The 16722-nt window shown below is 68.8% G+C and carries 18 protein-coding genes and 1 pseudogene; 4 read left to right on the top strand and 15 right to left on the bottom strand.

Annotated elements, in window-relative coordinates; all coding sequences use genetic code 11:
• The first annotated feature begins 17 nt into the window (after positions 1-17).
• Together OG866_RS07040 and OG866_RS07035 are read left to right on the top strand one after the other, a co-directional pair.
• The gene (locus OG866_RS07040) at positions 18-233 is read left to right on the top strand and encodes a hypothetical protein (RefSeq protein ID WP_329332568.1); all 216 of its coding nucleotides are present in this window, start codon (positions 18-20) and stop codon (positions 231-233) included.
• 8 nt (positions 234-241) lie between these two features.
• Positions 242-514 carry a hypothetical protein gene (locus OG866_RS07035; RefSeq protein WP_329332567.1) on the top strand — a complete coding sequence of 91 codons (273 nt, stop codon included), beginning with the start codon at positions 242-244 and terminating at the stop codon, positions 512-514.
• A gap of 277 nt (positions 515-791) precedes the next feature.
• Here OG866_RS07035 and OG866_RS07030 read toward each other — a convergent pair whose 3' ends face one another.
• From OG866_RS07030 to OG866_RS06985, 10 genes are all read right to left on the bottom strand, one after another.
• Positions 792-2006 (bottom strand): tyrosine-type recombinase/integrase, encoded by a 1215-nt coding sequence (locus tag OG866_RS07030; protein WP_329332566.1) that lies wholly within the window; start codon positions 2004-2006, stop codon positions 792-794.
• Positions 2007-2008: 2 nt separating this feature from the next.
• Entirely contained in the window at positions 2009-2197 is a 189-nt protein-coding gene (locus OG866_RS07025; protein ID WP_329332565.1) for a hypothetical protein, read from the bottom strand.
• 62 nt (positions 2198-2259) lie between these two features.
• Positions 2260-2823, bottom strand: a complete 564-nt coding sequence (locus tag OG866_RS07020) for a hypothetical protein (protein ID WP_329332564.1) — start codon at positions 2821-2823, stop codon at positions 2260-2262.
• Between the two features lie 63 nt (positions 2824-2886).
• A complete protein-coding gene (locus OG866_RS07015) occupies positions 2887-3423 on the bottom strand; it encodes a hypothetical protein (RefSeq protein WP_329332563.1) in 537 nt (178 codons plus the stop codon).
• A 107-nt stretch (positions 3424-3530) separates the two neighbouring features.
• Positions 3531-3872, bottom strand: a complete 342-nt coding sequence (locus tag OG866_RS07010) for an HNH endonuclease signature motif containing protein (protein WP_329332562.1) — start codon at positions 3870-3872, stop codon at positions 3531-3533.
• A gap of 37 nt (positions 3873-3909) precedes the next feature.
• Complete coding sequence (locus tag OG866_RS07005) at positions 3910-4311, bottom strand: hypothetical protein (protein ID WP_329332561.1); 402 nt, start codon at positions 4309-4311, stop codon at positions 3910-3912.
• Complete coding sequence (locus OG866_RS07000) at positions 4304-4696, bottom strand: hypothetical protein (RefSeq protein ID WP_329332560.1); 393 nt, start codon at positions 4694-4696, stop codon at positions 4304-4306. Before OG866_RS07000 ends, OG866_RS07005 begins: the two co-directional genes overlap by 8 nt.
• Positions 4697-4837: 141 nt before the next feature.
• Complete coding sequence (locus tag OG866_RS06995) at positions 4838-5287, bottom strand: hypothetical protein (RefSeq protein ID WP_329332559.1); 450 nt, start codon at positions 5285-5287, stop codon at positions 4838-4840.
• 163 nt (positions 5288-5450) lie between these two features.
• On the bottom strand, positions 5451-7478 hold the full coding sequence (locus OG866_RS06990; protein ID WP_329332558.1) for an AAA family ATPase: 2028 nt from the start codon (positions 7476-7478) through the stop codon (positions 5451-5453).
• A gap of 59 nt (positions 7479-7537) precedes the next feature.
• Positions 7538-7759 carry a hypothetical protein gene (locus OG866_RS06985; protein WP_329332557.1) on the bottom strand — a complete coding sequence of 74 codons (222 nt, stop codon included), beginning with the start codon at positions 7757-7759 and terminating at the stop codon, positions 7538-7540.
• A gap of 978 nt (positions 7760-8737) precedes the next feature.
• Between OG866_RS06985 and OG866_RS06980 the strand changes: the two are divergent.
• Positions 8738-9775 (top strand): annotated as a pseudogene (locus tag OG866_RS06980) (phospholipase domain-containing protein); the annotation flags it as partial.
• Positions 9776-10258: 483 nt separating this feature from the next.
• On the opposite strand, the gene OG866_RS06975 reads toward OG866_RS06980, so the two are convergent.
• Together OG866_RS06975 and OG866_RS06970 are read right to left on the bottom strand one after the other, a co-directional pair.
• Entirely contained in the window at positions 10259-11248 is a 990-nt protein-coding gene (locus OG866_RS06975) for a hypothetical protein (RefSeq protein ID WP_329332556.1), read from the bottom strand.
• The gene (locus OG866_RS06970; protein ID WP_329332555.1) at positions 11245-12063 is read right to left on the bottom strand and encodes a phosphatase PAP2 family protein; all 819 of its coding nucleotides are present in this window, start codon (positions 12061-12063) and stop codon (positions 11245-11247) included. The genes OG866_RS06975 and OG866_RS06970 overlap by 4 nt, the downstream gene beginning before the upstream one ends.
• A 238-nt stretch (positions 12064-12301) precedes the next feature.
• On the opposite strand from OG866_RS06970, the gene OG866_RS06965 reads away from it, so the two are divergent.
• Positions 12302-12916 (top strand): TetR/AcrR family transcriptional regulator, encoded by a 615-nt coding sequence (locus OG866_RS06965; RefSeq protein WP_329332554.1) that lies wholly within the window; start codon positions 12302-12304, stop codon positions 12914-12916.
• A 193-nt stretch (positions 12917-13109) separates the two neighbouring features.
• Here the strand turns inward: OG866_RS06965 and OG866_RS06960 are convergent, their stop codons facing one another.
• From OG866_RS06960 to OG866_RS06950, 3 genes are read right to left on the bottom strand one after another with little or no spacing between them, the layout of a single operon-like run.
• Positions 13110-14135 (bottom strand): DUF2510 domain-containing protein, encoded by a 1026-nt coding sequence (locus tag OG866_RS06960; RefSeq protein WP_329332553.1) that lies wholly within the window; start codon positions 14133-14135, stop codon positions 13110-13112.
• A gap of 59 nt (positions 14136-14194) precedes the next feature.
• Positions 14195-15349, bottom strand: coding sequence for an anhydro-N-acetylmuramic acid kinase (locus OG866_RS06955; protein ID WP_329332552.1), 1155 nt, complete (start codon positions 15347-15349; stop codon positions 14195-14197).
• Between the two features lie 4 nt (positions 15350-15353).
• Positions 15354-16646 (bottom strand): MFS transporter, encoded by a 1293-nt coding sequence (locus tag OG866_RS06950; protein WP_329343966.1) that lies wholly within the window; start codon positions 16644-16646, stop codon positions 15354-15356.
• Positions 16647-16722 lie beyond the last annotated feature (76 nt).

The following is a 16722-nucleotide window of genomic DNA, read 5'->3' as shown; positions in this document are numbered from 1 at the left end:
CACCGAAGGAGGCCACCATGGCCGCTGTAGCCCTGGAGACGACCGAGCTCGAAACGCTCGTGGAGTCCGCCCTCAACAACACGCCCGTCGGCATGGAGCTGCTGAACGCGCTCCGCGTCAAGAACGGCAAGGCCGCCTACCCCGACAACTACGGTCCGGGCGACGTCACCAACCCGCACGACGCCGCGTGGCGAGCCGCCCTCGCCGGTGTCCAGGCCGACCTGAACGCGTGAGGAGCGACATGAGCAACGAACTCGACGCCATCGCGTCCGGCATCAACGCCGCCATCAGCGAGTCGGTCCAGAACCACATCTGCGACGCCGTGGAACAGGCGCTCGACCTGGCCTGGAAGGCGCACCGGAACGACTTCCGCGAGGCGCTCGGCATGCCGGAACAGGTCAGGGATGCGGACGACTTCCGCGAGTGGTTCGAGCCCGTGCGGGCCGAGGCCGCCAAGGACCTGAAGCTCAACCCGACCGTGGCCGCGTTCCTGGCCAGGTACCTCGCGGGCTGACCCCATAGACCGGGGCGTGGCGGTGGTCGGAACAGACCTCACGGGCCGCCGCGCCCCACCCGCTTGGACGTCTCGTTGCCGTGTTCCTCGGCGCAAGGTTGGATGCCGTGGCCCTTGGTCGGTTCCCCACGGCTACATCCATCCTGCGAGACGTCCAACAGAACGACCCCCGAACGCCGTGGCGTGCAGCCGGTTCGGGGGTCGTTCTGCGTTCGTCGCCGTACGCCCGTTTGCCGAGAGATCTCGGCCCGGCCGGACGCGGGCACCGGAGAGCCGGTTACCTCTCGGCAGCGCTCAGACGGAGGGCCGTGACGGAGCCGCCCGCGCCGAGGTTCTGCCCGGCTCCGTCGAGGAACGCTCCGACGGCCGACATCTTGTCGGTGTAGTCCGTGCGGAACAGGTGGACGTAGACCTTCTCGGTTGTGCTGATGGAGCTGTGGCCCATCCACTTCGACACGTCGTAGACGGTGATGCCGGGTGCAGCCGCCATGATCGAGGCGTAGGTGTGGCGAAGGTCGTGCCAGCGGGTTGCACTGGAGATGCCGGCAGAACCGACTCCAGCCCGGACGGTCTTGCGGAAGTGCGACTTGATCAGGTTGTTGATGTCGAAGGGCACGTCCCAGTCGATCTCCGAGGACTGGAACTTCTTCCGGCTGCCGGGCCACAGAGCCGCGTCGGGGTCCAGCCGGTTGGGGTGCTCGGCCAGGTACACCCGCAGCTCGGCCGCGAGCCGGGGCAGGAGCGGCACCTCACGCACGCTGCGCTTGGACTTGGGCGAGGACGCGACCCATCCGCCGCCCTTCGCCCTGCGGACCGTACGGCGCACCTCCACCGTGTTCCGGAACAGGTTGACGTCCCGGATGCGCAGGCCCGCGAGCTCGCCGGAGCGCAGCCCTGTGTAGGCCGCCATGCGGACCACCAAGCCGTAGTGCGCCCGACGCTCGGCCATCGCCACGGCGAGAGCCTCCACCTGTGCAGGCGTGAGGAATTGGCGCTTGTCCTCTACGGCGTTGTGGTCCTGCGGGAGCACCACGCCCGTGCACGGGTTCACGGCCAACCAGTCATGCCGGATTGCGTACTTGCACAGCTTGTTCAGCACCACATAGGCGTTGCGGACGGAGCCGTGCCCCAGCTTCTTCGCCAGGGCCGCCACCCACTTCTCAACGTCCGTGGCGCGGACGGAGGTGATGCGCCGCTTCCCGAGTGCTGGACCGATGTGGTTCTTGTAGATGGACCGCTGCCCCTCCAGAGTGCGCGGCTTGAGGTGCCCCTCACCGGCCGCCATGCACGCCTCGAACACCTCGCGCACGGTGCGGCGCTCCACCAGGTGCGAGGTCGACCGACCGGCCGACAACAGGTCCTCAATCCGCACCTTCTCGCGGATGGCCTGTGCCTCGGTCTTGCAGGTCATCTGGCGGTCCTTGCCGTGGTCCCGCCACCGGACCTCATAGGCGTAGCCGTTGGCCCGCTTCTTGCGCTGGATGTTCGCCATGGCTAGGCCACCGTCCAGCAGAGCGGGCAGGGCTTGACGGGCTTCCACGCCTGAGCCTCGGCGAGGGACATCTCGCGTGGCGGGTGCACGACGTAGCCGCGTGAGGCTCCAGCCCTCTGCGGGCCGGTGATGCGCGAGCAGTCCGACCGGGAGTGGTAGGCGTCTCCGCGCTGTGTGACGTAGACCTGCATGTCGAGCCTTTCTGTGGGACAGGCCCCCAGCCGCAACGGGCTGGGGGCCGAACGGGGTTGGACTAGCTGAAGAGGGACCAGACCGCGCCGAACACGGAGACGACGCCGGACCAGCCGAGGAGCCAGCCGACGACGAGGGCCTCCGTGGCCACGAGACCGGCCGCGAGCGGGAGGAACTGAGCGGTGTCCTCCGAAGGTCGGTACGCCCACAGACGCGCCAGCCGAGAGGCCCGCGCGGGCTTCCGGTGCGACGTGGCCCAGGACGGCTCGGGCAGGGGCTCGGGGGTGGCAGCCGGAGCGCTGAGCATCTCCACGAGGAACGCCCGGGAGAGCTCCTCTCCGGTGGGGTTCTCCGCCGGGTGGTCGACCGCTTCGAACCCGGCCACGTTGGACGCCGGACGGACCCAATACGCGAAGAGGGCCAGGTCGCCCTCTTCCAGCACCTCCACCCAGGTTCCGCGCTGGCGGCCAGTGAGCTCGGTCTTGGTCTCGGGGTCCACGACCCGCAGCCGCTCCAGCAGATCGGCCGGGGAGATGTTCTGGTCCAGCAGCCGCGCCCCACAGCGGACACAGCGCGGGTCGAAGATGTCGGCGGTCGGCTGGTGAGCGGTACAGTTGAGGTTCACAGTTGATCCTTCGGGGTCGGGGCGGCCTGGAGGTGCGAACTCCAGGCCGCCCGTTTGTGTAGGTCAGGCCTGTGCGGGCTTGGCGGCCGGGCGACGCGTCCGGCGGGCGGGCTTCACCGGCTCGGGGCGCTCCTCCAGGTCGTCCGCGTCGAAGTCGGCCGGGGCGTCGGGCGTGACCTTGGCGGCCACGGCCTTGCGGACTCGGGGCTTGCGGACCGGCTTCGGCTTGTCCTCGGTGGCGACGGCGGACTTGGCCACGGCCTTCTTGGCCGGAGTGGACTTGGTCTCGGCCGGCACAGAGGTGGTGTCCTCCGTGGCCTCCAGCTCGGCCTTCAGGGACGCGAGCTTGGCCTCCAGGCGTGCCTTCTTCTCAGCAGCCGCACGCTTCTTCTTGTTGGCGGCCTCCGCCTTGCGCTGGGCCAGCGAGGACTGGTTCTCCTCGGACCGCTGGAAGTCCATCCGCATCGAGCAGGCGATCTGCACGGTCTTGAGGTCAGGCTTGATGCCTGTCTTCTCCTCGATCCAGGCGGCGAACGCCTTGTGCAGCTCGGTCGGCTCGGAGGCGGCGCGCTCGGCCAGGCTCTTCGCGGCGTTGCTCATGGTGGGGCTCCTTCGGTTCGGCGTTCGGTTGCAAGATCAATTCAACCTCCAAGATGGTTGAAAAGACAACAACTTTGGCAAAATTGGTTGAAAGTTGCAGGTAGGGCTCATGCACTCGAATCGGACATGTCGTCGTCCAGCACGGTCCGGACCCAGATCCCGGCTCGCCAGCGACGCGCGGTGTATCCGCGTCGGTTGTTCTCAGCGTGCGTGATGGCTTCCAGGTGCTCGATGTTCACGCAGAGCTTCGACCTGCAACCACGAGCGAACACATGGTCCAGTTCGAGGCCGAGAGGCACCGGCCCGATCAGGTACTCCCAGGCCACGCGGTGCGCATAGACCATCGACCTGTTGAGGGAGAAGCGACCGTAGCCGTCTGTGGTGGTCCCATCCCACAGCAGGCAGCCATTCACGTCGGGCAGCAGCACCTTGGCCCAGAAGCGGGTCATGTCCTTCTCAAGGATCGGTCCGAGCGGTCGTGCAGTCCTAGACATCGGTCGACTCCTCATCTGTCTCAGGGGTGTTGGTGATCGGGGGCGAGCCAGCCGCTCGCCACGCCGGGGACGGCGTTCCGGTGCGACGGCGACGGGTGATGACCTTGCGGGCGGCCAGAACGTCATGCGCGGTGGAGGCACCAGCAGCCGACACAACCCACGCTCGGCTCGGCCGCTGATTGCTCCCCCACCGGACGACCCAGACCCGCTCAATCTCGCTCTCGGGGATGCGGCTCAACAGGTCGACGTCGTTGGTGATCCTGGTGGGGAAGCCACGGAGCTTCACGATGTCCCGCAGCAGCCACCAGGGCTCGCCGTCGATCTCCACGATCCGTGCGATGCCGCCCGTCTCGGGCGGATCCTCCACCTCGTGCACCAGGTTCGCGTCAGGCATCGGCCGTCTCCGTCCAGAGCGAGACGGGCACGCGGAGGATGGCGCCAGCGGTGTCGTCGCCGATGGACCAGCAGCGCATGTAGCAGACCCCCGCGTCCTCAGCCCGCGACAAGGCCGCAGCCGTGGCCAGCACGAAGTAGCAGATGTGCTCCCGGGGCGGCAGGTCTCCGGCGGCCGAGTCGTACGCCTCCTGGACATCCCGGAACGGGCGCTGCACGACAACCGCCTTCTGGCGCTGCTCTCGCCAGACCATCTGAATCAGCAACACCCCGCCGTCCGCCTGTGCACCGGCTATGCCGTTCCGCAAGAACGGGTTGCCCATCGACTTCAGCAGTGCATATTGCGCCCAGTTCGGCACCTTGCAGAAGGTCTTGTCCCTGGTCATGGAGTTCCTCTCGTACATCAGTTCGAACGCCGGAGCCCAGGGAGGCCCTCGTAAGGCTCCGGCGTTCAGGGGTCGGTCAGGTTGCCCGGCGACCGGGCGACAGGCCGTTACGTGGCCAGCGAGATCAGTTGCCGAGGGGTGTCAGATGCGGAAGTCGGGGCGGATACCGGTGAATCCGTAGTCCCCGCCCTCACCGAAGCCGTTCGCGCTCCATCGCTCGGGCTCGACACCCAGGAACTCGGCGATCTCGCCCACTCGACGCTCCGCCTCCAGCGGGGTGCAGACGCTGTCGATCCAGTTCTGGTTGTGAAGGGTGTGCAGGAACTTGGGGAGATCCCAGGCAGGGTCCGCAGGGCTGATGACCGCCTGCATTCCGTATGTGTCGACCACCATCGGAAGATTGCACAGGCCCTCGACCTCGTGGTCGAAATAGCACCAGCCCACAATGGGGGTGAGCTCGTACACGAGCGGGTCGGCGCCCTCTTCGTAGGAGATCTGGAACTTGTCAGCCGCCTCCTTGTTCCCGGTGTGCACGTGCAACGCCACGAACTGACCGACAGGGGCGGGCACGATGTTGAAGGGCAGGTCCATCAGATGTTCTCCTTGTTGTTGGCTGCGTTCATTTCACGACGGGCGATGTACTTTCCGGCGCGGCGAGTTGCTATCTCGCCCATGGTCCGGATCTCGGCGGCTCGCTTGAGCCTGTGGGCTGTGCGGTCCTTATGCCATTTGTACTTGGGCCGAGACCTGGACATCAGAACAACGTCTCCTCTTTGCTGGTGCGGTGCCACTTCGGGCGTCCGGACGTCCCTCGGTTCACGAGCAGGTCGTCTGCGGCGAGCTTCCCGCGCTCTTCCTGGATCTCATTGGTGTTACCCGGCACGCCATCTCGGATCTGGGTGCTGGAGCAGCCAGGGTTCTTCTCGACAAAGGCGAGGATTTCCTGTCGCAGCAGTGCACGCTTATCGACGTGGTGCTTCTCGGTCTGACTCGCGCCGGCATGGAGAACCACCGAAGTGATGTCCTTGTCCTTGGAGTCCTTGCCGAGCGTGACGATCTCGGGGATCAGCTCCAGGAATGAGCCGTCAGCCTCGTCCTTCTCCTTCTGGTTCTCCAACTTCGCATTGCCGGTTGGCCCCTTGGTCATCAGGAGCTCGGTGTTCACAGCCGCGAGCATGGCCGACGCTCCTCTGCCGCGCTCCTGTCCATGTCCGGCGTGGTGAACCAGGAGGATGCACGCTCCGGTCGCCTTACGCAGTTCCTCGATGCGCTGTACCACCTCGCCCATTTCGGAGTTGGACGACTCCTCAATCCCAAGCGTGATTCGGGCCTGCGTGTCGAGGACAATGAGAATCGGCTTCTCCTCGCGGCAGACCTCGATGAACTGCAACCACTCCGCATCCTTGACCTGGATGGGGTCAGGCAGAAACCGCAGATGCTTCTTCTTGGACTCGTCGAAGCTGAACTTGTGCACCCACGCCTGGATACGCTTCTTGAAGCCGTCCACGCCTTCCGCGATCAGATAGAGGACCTTGCCCTCTACGACATCCACACCGCCGAAGAACGGCCTACCCGTCGCAACGCACATCGCCATGTGAATGGCCACGAACGTCTTGAACGAGCCAGGCGCTCCGACGACCCGCGCGAACGTGCCTTGCGTGAGCCACCCGTCGATCAGATAGATGGGGTCCGGCATCCCGAACAGCTCATCCAGGCCAAGGAGTCGGCCAGCCATCGCGGACACCTTCTCCGCGAGGTCGGCGGCTTCCTGCTTCTCGTCGAGCTTGCTCTTGGCCAGGGACCAGGCCACCATCTCGTCGAATTCGGCTCCTGGATTGCGCCCCGAGGTGTCCTTCAATAGGCGCTCGAACCGCTTCTTCAGCGCATCAAGGACGTGCTGTGCATTGATCTCGCCCGCCTTGGCGTCTCGCAACACAGCCGGGATAGTCGAGAGCATGGATTCGTGCCTGAGCCCGGTCTCGCCCAGCGCGTTGGAGAAGTAGCTGCCGTACTTCTTGACATGCTTATCCTCCCTCTCCACTTCGGAATAGGTCTTCAGGTACTCCTGAAGCTCCTTCCGTGAGACGGCCGAGGCAGCGCGGATCTGCCCGAGCTCCTCGTCCGAGGGGATCTCCACACCCAGCAATTCGGCCAGATCGTCGGCCGTGTGCTTCGTCGGGCTGTTGTGCACAATCCGGACTGGAGTGTTCTGTCCGTTCTTGTGGTTGATGGTGCCCGGCAGACGGAGGAATGCGGCAAGGTCGCACTTGTAGTCGCCATCGAACTTGGCGCGGAGCTGGATGTTCAGATAGCGGATGACGCGCGGGTCTGTGCGCTCCGCGAGTGGGAACCACAGATGAAGCCGAGGGCGACCGTCGGCAGTCTTGGAGCCGGACTCGATAATCCAGCAGCCCCACTTCTTGGCTATGGCGAGCTGCTTGTCTGTCAGGCCCTCGTCGCAGTCAACCCAGCAGGCTCGCCCGTGCTGCGCGATATCGCTGCGCCGCATCTTGCCCTCGGGGTTGAGCTCGTCGTTGAACTCGTTGGCCTGCGGACACGGCGTGATGTACAGGTCGTGCGTCGTCGCCATAACGTGAGGCCGCGCAGCCGGGTCCTTCAGCTGCTTGCCGGTGTACTGCGACGACAGCTTCTTCCCGTCGTCGAAGCGCCCGATAGCAACCGTGTTGTTGTCGTCGTAAAACGTGTCGATGAATTGCAGATACAGCGCTTCGGGGTCGAGCGCGGTAGGCTTACGTCCGGAGCGACGTCGGTCGGTCGGCACCTATTCGCCTCCTTTCTTGTGTTCCTGGAATGCCCTCAGTGTCCGGCTGGGGGCATTCTTCATTCCGGCTCGACTTCGAACATCAGATCCGCCAGCCTGTTCAGCCGTTCCTCATCGAGGAGTCCGGCCTCCTGGCGGATTGTGTTCTCTATGCGGCAGGCCGCCATCTCCGCTCGCGCGGCGGCTACGACCTCCGGACCGAGCTCCCATCGGGATGCAGATCCGATGGTCGAGCGCGCTTTGAAGTAGCGCGCTCGGATATCTTCTGTTGCAAATCGCATTTAGGCACACCTCTCCCCTGTGTTGAATTCGTTGGGCGTTACGAATCAAGTATCGCTCGGATCGGGGTCGCGTGGGAATTTCAAAAGTTTTTCGAGAAATATCTCTGCGATATGCAGAAATGGCTGCTTCTCGGCTGAATCGCTCGGTGGGCCGTAGGCGACAGAACGGCGCTCGGGCGGACGCGGGGGAGGGGTTGGCGGGGTTCGGCCGGGAGCGGGCCAGCGAGACAGGTTGCCTGGGGCGGGGCGGACGGGCGGTCGGAACGGGAACGCAGAAGAGGCCGCCTCCGCGCTGTGGGACTTGTGCAGTCCGGAGCGAGAGACGGCCTCCTGGGGGCCTTGCTGTGTGGAGGTCAGGCTATCAACTGGGGCGAATTGCAGGGCTCGGTGATGGGTGGTTCGGGGCTCGGTTGAGGGTGGCGGGGTCAAACGGAATCGGAATCGGAATCCCTTAAGGACCCGGTTCCGGTTCCAAAGACCGGAACCCGGGCCCAAGTGTGCTTTGGAATCAAGCAACGGAACCGGCCGATTCCAAAGTGTTTGCGCAGGTCAGAGGGTGTATGTGGCTGGTTCGGAATCAAACGGAATCAAGATCGCCGGTTCGGAATCAAGCGGGGGCGACGACGAGCCCAAGGGAACGAATCAGGCGTATCTGACGATGTGCGCAGGTCGGGGTGTGTGCGGTGCCCTGGAAGGTGCATACGGTGTCTGGATACGGGCATAGAGAAGTGTCCTTGGATGTGAGCGGAGCGCCGGGTCCCATGAGCATCCCGGCAACTCGGCGGCACTCTGGACAGCCTGTCAGACCTCCAGTCCGGCGCCATTCGCCCTCAGAGGCCGCGCCCCTCCGGAACCCCTCGGTCACGAACGCCGCAGGTAGCGATCAGATCCGGCCGCAGGGTCGGCCGGAAACCGGTGAATCTGCAGGTCGCAAGGTATGGCGTTCGCCCTGGCCCTGTGAGTGCGACGCACGGGCTCTCGCTCAGGCTTACGTTCGACGAGAACGACGGCTTCTTCGACCACGTCGTCCCGGCGTTCCCGCCCGCCTCCGCCGCGCAGGGCAGGTCCACGGTCGATCCGGCCCTGGACCTCTTCAAGGGCGACGCCGGTCATGTCGCCGGTCCCTACGGGCTCGGCCAGCGGGTGCCCATGCTCGTCGTCTCGCCCTGGAGCAAGGGCGGTTACGTCTGCTCCGAGACCCTCGACCACACCTCGATCATCCGGTTCATGGAGCGCCGCTTCGGGGTGCACGAGCCGAACATCTCACCCTGGCGCCGGGCGGTCTGCGGCGACCTCACCGCGGCCTTCGACTTCTCCCGCACGGACGTCAGGCCGGTCGCCCTGCCCGACACGGCCGCCTACGAACCGCCGGACCGCCTCCGCCACCCCGACTACGTGCCCACCCCGCCCGCCAACCCGGTGCTGCCGAAGCAGGAGCGCGGGCTGCGCCCCGCACGCCCGCTCAAGTACGCCCCGCACGTGGACGGTTCCGTGGACACGGCGGCCGGAAAGTTCACGCTGACCTTCGCCTCCGGTGCCCAGGCGGGCGCGGGCTTCCTGGTCACGTCCGGCAACCGCACCGACGGGCCCTGGACCTACACCACCGAGGCCGGCAAGTCCGTCGCCGACACCTGGAACTCGGCGTACTCGAACGGCTCGTACGACCTGACCGTGCACGGCCCGAACGGGTTCGTGCGCGCCTTCAAGGGCGGCAACAAGGCGGCCGGACCCGAGGTCACCGCGCGGCACTGCGGCGACGACGTCGAGCTGACCCTCACCAACAAGGGGACCGGCAGCGTCCGGCTGAAGATCGTCAACGGGTACGGCGGTGCCGCGACGTCGGTGACCGTACGGCCCGGTGCCACCGTCAGGCGCACGATCGGCCTCACGGCGAGCCGGCGCTGGTACGACCTCACCGTCACGTCCGACGCGGACCCGGCGTTCCTGCGCGGATTCGCCGGACACGTCGAGAACGGCCGGCCCGGGGTGAGCGACCCGGCGATCATCGCCGAGTAGCACGGAGCCGGGCGCTCCACCGCCCGGCTCCCTCGCGCCGCGTCCGGTTCGGGGTCGCCCGGGTTCCTCGTGTCGCGTCCGGCTCGGGGTCGCCCGGGTTCCTCGTGTCGCGTCCGGCTCGCGGCCGCCTGGGTCCCTCGTGTCCCGGCTGGTTCGGGGTCGCTCGGGTTCCTCGTGTCCCGGCTGGTTCGGGGTCGCTCGGGTTCCTCGTGTCCCGGCTGGTTCGGGGTCGCTCGGGTTCCTCGTGTCCCGGCTGGTTCGGGGTCGCCCGGGTTCCTCGTGTCGCGTCCGGCTCGGGGTCGCTCGGCTTCCTCGTGTCGCGTCCGGCTCGGGGTCGCTCGGCTTCCTCGTGTCCCGGCTGGCTCGCGGCCGCCTGGGTCCCTCGTGTCCCGGCTGGCTCGCGGCCGCTCGGGTTCCTCGTGCCTCGGCCGGTTCGGAGCCGCCCGGCTTCCTCGTGCCTCGGCCCGCTCGGAGCCGCTCGGTTCACAGTGATGTGAGGTGCCCCGGTTGTTGCGGCTGCCGGGGCACCAGGCCCTGCTCGGCCGCCGCCTTCGCGGACTCCAGGGCGAGTACGGCGGCCACGGGATGGGCGGCCACCGGGTCCTCGGCAGTGGGTCCGCCGGATGCCACGACCTTGCTGGGCGCGACCGCCGGCTCCGGGGTCACCCGGCTCAGCAGCACCACGCCCCAGGCCGCCACGCCCGCTCCGGCCAGCGCCAGCAGGACGCCCGCGGCGCCGCCCTGGAGGCGTTCGCCGAGCAGGGACAGGCCGATCACCGCGGCGGCCAGCGGGTTCGCCAGGGTCACCACCGCGAGCGGGGCGCCGAGACCGCCCCGGTAGGCCACCTGGGACAGCAGCAGACCGCCCGCCGCGAACGCCGCGACCAGCAGGGCCACGCCGATCACCTGCACGCTCAGCAGCGACTCCGAGCGGTCGGTCGCCGCCACGGTCACCGTCTGGGTGAGGGCCGAGGCGACCCCGGAGGCGAACCCCGACCCGGTCGCGTGCCGCAGCCCGGGGCGGGTGCCGCGGCGGGCCAGCAGCCCGATCAGCGCGGCCGTCACACCGGCCACCGCGAGGGCCTCGGGCGTGCTGAGGACGTTCTCGGGGGCGGCTCCGGAGGCCGTGACCAGGATCGCGGCCAGGCCGATCAGCGTGTACGCCGTACCCCGCCACTCCGTGGCGCTGACCCGGCGTCCGGCCACGCGCGCGCCCATCGGCACGGCGGCGACCAGGGTGAGCGCGCCCAGTGGCTGGACCACGGTGAGCGGGCCGTACTTGAGGGCCACCACGTGCAGCAGCGCGGCGGAGGCGTTCAGGACGACCGACCCCCACCAGGCGCCCGAGGTGAGCATCCGCGCCATGCCCGGGCCCGGGTCGCGGGAGGCCAGCCGCTCCTGGGCGACCGCCGCGGCCGCGTAGGCGACGGCGGAGAAGAGCGAGAGGACGACGGCGAGGACGGTGGCGCTCATCGGCCCGCTCCGACCAGGACGTTCTTCTCGGTGTTCGCGTCGGCGGGGGCCGGGTCCTCCTGGACGGGCCCCGCCGTGGTCTTCGTACGCCGCGGAAGGTGCGGCATGCGGATCACCGCGAGCGCGATGCCGAGCATCGCGGCGGCCACGATCGCGTCGAGCCAGTAGTGGTTCGCGGTGCCGACGATCACCGTCAGGGTCAGCAGCGGGTGCAGCAGCCACAGCCAGCGCCAGCGCGACCTGGTCGCCACGATCAGGCCGATCGCCACCATCAGGGCCCAGCCGAAGTGCAGCGAGGGCATCGCCGCGAACTGGTTCGAGAGGTGGTCGGTCTGCGGCGGGCCGTACACCGAGGGCCCGTACAGCTTCGCGGTGTCCACCAGGCCGGTCGCGGCCAGCATGCGCGGCGGGGCCAGCGGGAACGTGAGATGCACCAGCAGGGCGGCGGCGGTGACGGCGGCGAGGATTCGGCGGGCCCAGACGTAGTGCGCGGGCCGGCGCAGATAGAGCCAGATCAGGAAGGCCGCGGTGGCCGGGAAGTGGACCGTCGCGTAGTAGGTGTTCGCGAAGTGCACGAGGGTGTCGCCGTGCAGCAGCAGGTTCTGCACGGAGCCCTCGCCGGGCAGGTGGACGGCTCGTTCCAGGTCCCACACGCGGTGCGCGTTGCCGAAGGCCTCGCCGGTGTGGCCGGTCGCCAGCTGACGGCCGAACTTGTAGACGAGGAAGAGCCCTGCGACGAGCAGGAGCTCACGGACGAGCGGAGGCCGCGCTATCGCGTCGGTCTCTCCTTGTGCAGGCTCGGTGCGGGCATTCATCCCCCGGCCCCTTCGCTGACGGTGGTGCGGGCTGAACTGGTGACTTCCGGAGCGCGGGGAACTCATCGCGCTCCGCACCAGACCCAGCGATACGGGTGCGTACCGATACGCCAGTGTACCGATACGGTCCAGTACCGGTACACTCGAGTATCGATAGACGTACGCCACACTGGAACGCAGACCCTCAACACCTTGGCCGCGGCAGCTTGAGCCGCACTAGAAACGAGGAGAAGAGCCGATGACGTCGCAGGCCGCGGACGGACCGGACACGGTCGCCGCCTCGCGCCGCTCCAAAATCTCGCGCGAGCGTGAGCAGGAGTTCTTCGACGCCGTCCTCGAGCAGATCCGGGAGTGCGGCTATGACGCCGTGACCATGGAAGGGGTGGCCGCCAGCACCCGGTGCAGCAAGTCCACGCTGTACCGGCAGTGGAAGACCAAGCCCCAGTTCGTGGTGGCCGCGCTGCGCTCGCGCCGTATGTCGAAGTTCGAGGGCATCGACACCGGAACGCTCGCGAACGACCTGCGCGAGGTCGCGCGGGCCGCGGGCCGGTGGTCGATGCGGGACACCAAGCTGCTCCAGGCCCTCGGACACGCCGTCACCCAGGACGCGGAACTGGCGATGGCGCTGCGTGAGGCGCTCGTCCACCCGGAGATCACCGCGCTGAAGGAGATCCTCCAGCGGGGGGTCGAGCGCGGTGAGATCACCGCCGACCAGCCCGCGCTGGAGTACATCCCGGCCCAGCTGTTCGGGGTGATCCGCGCGCGGCCCGTCGTGGACGGGGAGTACGCCGACCCCGACTATCTGGTCCGATTCGTCGACGCCGTGGTGCTGCCCGCACTGGGCCTGACGTGAAGGGCCGAGACATGAGGGCCCGGAGCTTGAGATCCGGAGCCTGAAGACCCAGGCCGCCGTCCATGGGATGACTGGACGGTGACCTGCTCGCGCCGCACCGTGGGGACGGGGGCGGCGCGCACCCCCCGGCCGGGTGGGGTTCCTCTTGAGCGGAGAGGCGCCCCACCCGGCCGACTGCTGTCCGGTGGGCGTCCTACACGTCCGTGCCGCTGCCGCCGCCCGTCGACACCTTGATCCCCTTGGTGATCTCGTCGATCACCGACTGCTTCTCGCCGACGTCGACGCCGAAGCGCACGACGACGATCTGCTGCGCGTTCGAGGGGGAGGGGAAGGCCAGGGACTCGACGTAGCCGTCGGCGCCCTTGCTCGTCACCGCCTTCCAGCGGACCAGATAGCCCTTCTGCCCGGCGACGGTCACCGCCTTGGAGGCGAGCACGTCGTGGGAGGTGATCGCGCCGTAGGTCTTGCCGCCGTAGGACTCGTCGGCGTTGGCCTTGATGTCGGCCTTGGCGACCGCCTCGGCCGTCTTGTCCTGGTGGCCGAACGCGACGGCGGGCGCGGAGTAGGCGCCGCCCTTCGTGCACGTCTTCGATGTCTCGCCGGGGCACTGGTAGGAGTCGTCGGACGTGACCGACGCGCCGACCTGGATCTCCTGGCCGTACCAGCCGTCCGGGATCGGGATGCTGATCCCGCTGATCGAGTCGGACACCGAACCGCTCTCGATCTTCGGCGCCTCGGACTCCTGCGGCGAGGGCGACGCGCCTCCGGAACCACCGGATCCGCCCGAGCCGCCGTTGCCACCAGGGCCGCCCTGGCCGCCGTCCTGGCCACCGGGACCGCCCTGGCCACCGGGGCCATCGGTGCCGCCCTGGCCGCCCGGCTGCTGCTGGGAGTTGGCGGTGTCGCCACCCCCGTCGTCGTCACTGGTCAGCGCCCACACGCCCACGCCGATGCTGGCGAGGACCGCGACGGCGACCGCGACGGCTATGCCCGTCCGCAGCCCACGCCGGCCGCCGGCCGGTGGCTGGCCCGGATAGGTGGGGTACGCCGGATACGGCCCCGCGTCGGGGGTCTGCGCCGGAGGACCCCATGCGGCGGCCGACCCCGCGGGGCGGGTCTGGTCAGTCCATGCCTTGCCGTCCCACCAGCGCTCGGTGGCGGGACCGTCACTTGTCTGCCCGGGATCGGGATACCAACCGGGAGGAGTCACCTGCGTCATGCCCCCACCGTATGAGGCGTCGGTGAAAGGCGTATGAGAGGGCCGGTAGGGAATTTCGGTCAGTTCAGGACGAGTCGTACAGGACGCACCCGCGCGGGCGGCGGCAGACGCGGTCCGTCGCGTCCCGGAGTCACCGATCCGAGCACGCGCGCGTGCCGGGCACCCGTGCTCCGCGGCACCGTGCCGGGCAGCCCGTGCACGGTCAGGAACCCCAGCACGGCGAAGGCGTACGCCTCCTTCGCGTCCGACGGCAGCCCCAGTTCGTCGGAGGCGCGCAGGGCGACGCCGGGCAGCTGGGCGCCGAGCATCCGCATCAGCGTCGGGTTGCGCGTCCCGCCGCCCGAGGCGATCACCTCCGTCGCGTCGAGCGTCCGTACGGCGTCGGCGACCGTCCGGGCCGTGAGCATCGTCAGGGTGGCGACGACGTCCTCGGCGGGCAGCGTCCCGAACCCGGCCAGGGCGTCCTGGAGATGCCCGAGGTGGAACAGCTCCTTCCCGGTCGTCTTGGGCGGCTCCAGCGCGTAGTACGGCTCCGCGAGCAGCCGGGTGAGCAGCGGCCCGTGCACCCGGCCCCGCGCGGCCAGCGCTCCGTCGGCGTCGTACGCCAGACGTCCGCCGCTGAACCCCCGGGCCGCCGCGTCGATCAGCGCGCACCCCGGCCCGGTGTCGAAGGCCGTTCCGTCGGGCGCGGTGAGGTTGGCGATGCCGCCGAGGTTGAGCGCGACCGGTGTGCCCGGCCGGCCGCGCAGCCACAGCAGGTCGACCAGGCTGACCAGCGGCGCGCCCTGTCCGCCGGCGGCGATGTCACGCGGCCGGAAGTCGGACACGACGGTCAGCCCCGTGGCCTCCGCGATCCAGGCGGGCTGCCCGAGCTGGAGCGTGCCGTGCACCTGGCCCGCCTCGGCCCAGTGGTAGACGGTCTGCCCGTGCGAGGCGACCAACTCGGCCCGCCCGTCGCACCGTTCACGCCCGGCCCGGACGGCCGCCGCGGCGAAGGCCCGCCCGATGAGGGTGTCGAGCCGGCACACCTGCGCCATCGACGTCCGCCCCGGCGGCAGGGCGGCCCCGAGCGCCTCGCGCAACTCGTCGTCGTACGGCTCGCTCACCATCCCCAGCGGTTCGAGTACGAGGCTGTCGTCGACGAGCCTCAGATCGGCCGCCGCCGCGTCGATGGCGTCGTACGACGTGCCGGACATCAGCCCGATGACCCGCATCCGCTCAACTCCCCTTCCGCTCGGGTGACTTCGCCAGGGCGAGCGCGCTCACCGCGCAGGTCGCCGCCGCGTAGTACGCCGGGATGTCCACGTTCCCGGTCCGCTCCACGGTCTTGGTGATGATGAGGCCCGCGCACCCCGAGAACACCGCATTGGACAGCGCGTAGGCGAGTCCCAGCCCGGTGCAGCGCACGTCGGTCGGGAACAGCTCCGCCAGCATCGCCGGTCCCGGCCCCGCCATCAGACCCACCACGGCACCCGCGCCGCACACCGCGACGCCCTTCACGGCGTTCGAGGTTCCGTCGTCCTGAAGGAGGTTGAGCAGCGGCACCGCGAGCGCGACCACCAGCACCGCCCCCGTCAGCATCACCGGCCGCCGCCCCACCCGGTCGCTCAGCAGCCCCGCCGGGACGATGGTCGCCGCGAAACCCAGATTGGCCAGCACGGTGGCGAGCAGCGCCTGCCGGAAACTCGCGTGCAGGGTGCTCTGGAGGTAGGAGGGCAGCACGACGAGGAAGGTGTAACCGGCCGCCGCCCAGCCCATGACACGCCCCGCGCCGAGCGCGATCGCCCCGGCGAGCTCACGCGGGGGCGGCCTCCGCCGCGTCCGGTCCCGGGCCTCCTCGAAGGCCGGGGTCTCGTCCAGCCGCAACCGCAGCCACAGCGCCCCCAACCCCATCGGCAGCGTCAGCAGGAACGGCAACCGCCAGCCCCAGTCGCCCAGTTGCGCCTCCGTCAGCACCGTCGCGAGCAGCGCCGCCGCCCCGGCGCCGCCCAACAGCCCGAGCGCCACCGTGAACGACTGCCACGACCCGTACAGCCCCCGTCGGCCCTGCGGAGCGAACTCCGTCATCACCGACACCGCCCCGCCGAACTCCCCACCCGCGGACAGCCCCTGAACCACCCTCAGAAAGGTGAGCAGCCAGGGCGCGAGCACGCCGACCCGGTCGTACGTCGGCAGCGCGCCGATCAGTGTCGTCGCGCCGGTCATCAGCGCGATCACCAGGATCAGCACCGGCCGCCGCCCGACCCGGTCCCCGAGCCGCCCGAACAGGGCCGCCCCGACCGGCCGGAAGAAGAACGCCAGCGCGAACGACGCGTACGTCTTGACCAGCGCCTCCACCTCGCCGCCCCCTTCCGGGGTGAAGAAGCGCGCCGCGATGATCGTGGCGAAGTAGCCGTAGACGCCGAACTCGTACCACTCGATGAAGTTGCCGACCGACCCGGCGATCAGGGCGCGGCGGGAGCGACCCGCTCCTTCACCGGTCGCGCGGTCCGCTTGCCGATCTTGGAAAATGGGCTCCTCCTCCAGTTTTTGACTGACAGTCAACAAGCAGGGGGCGCAGGTCACGGGCCGGGTGCGTCGACCGCCC

It is taken from the genome of Streptomyces sp. NBC_00663, assembly GCF_036226885.1.
Lineage (GTDB): Bacteria > Actinomycetota > Actinomycetes > Streptomycetales > Streptomycetaceae > Streptomyces.
Note: the sequence above shows the minus strand (reverse complement) of the source record. Positions and strands in the feature narration are given on the sequence as shown.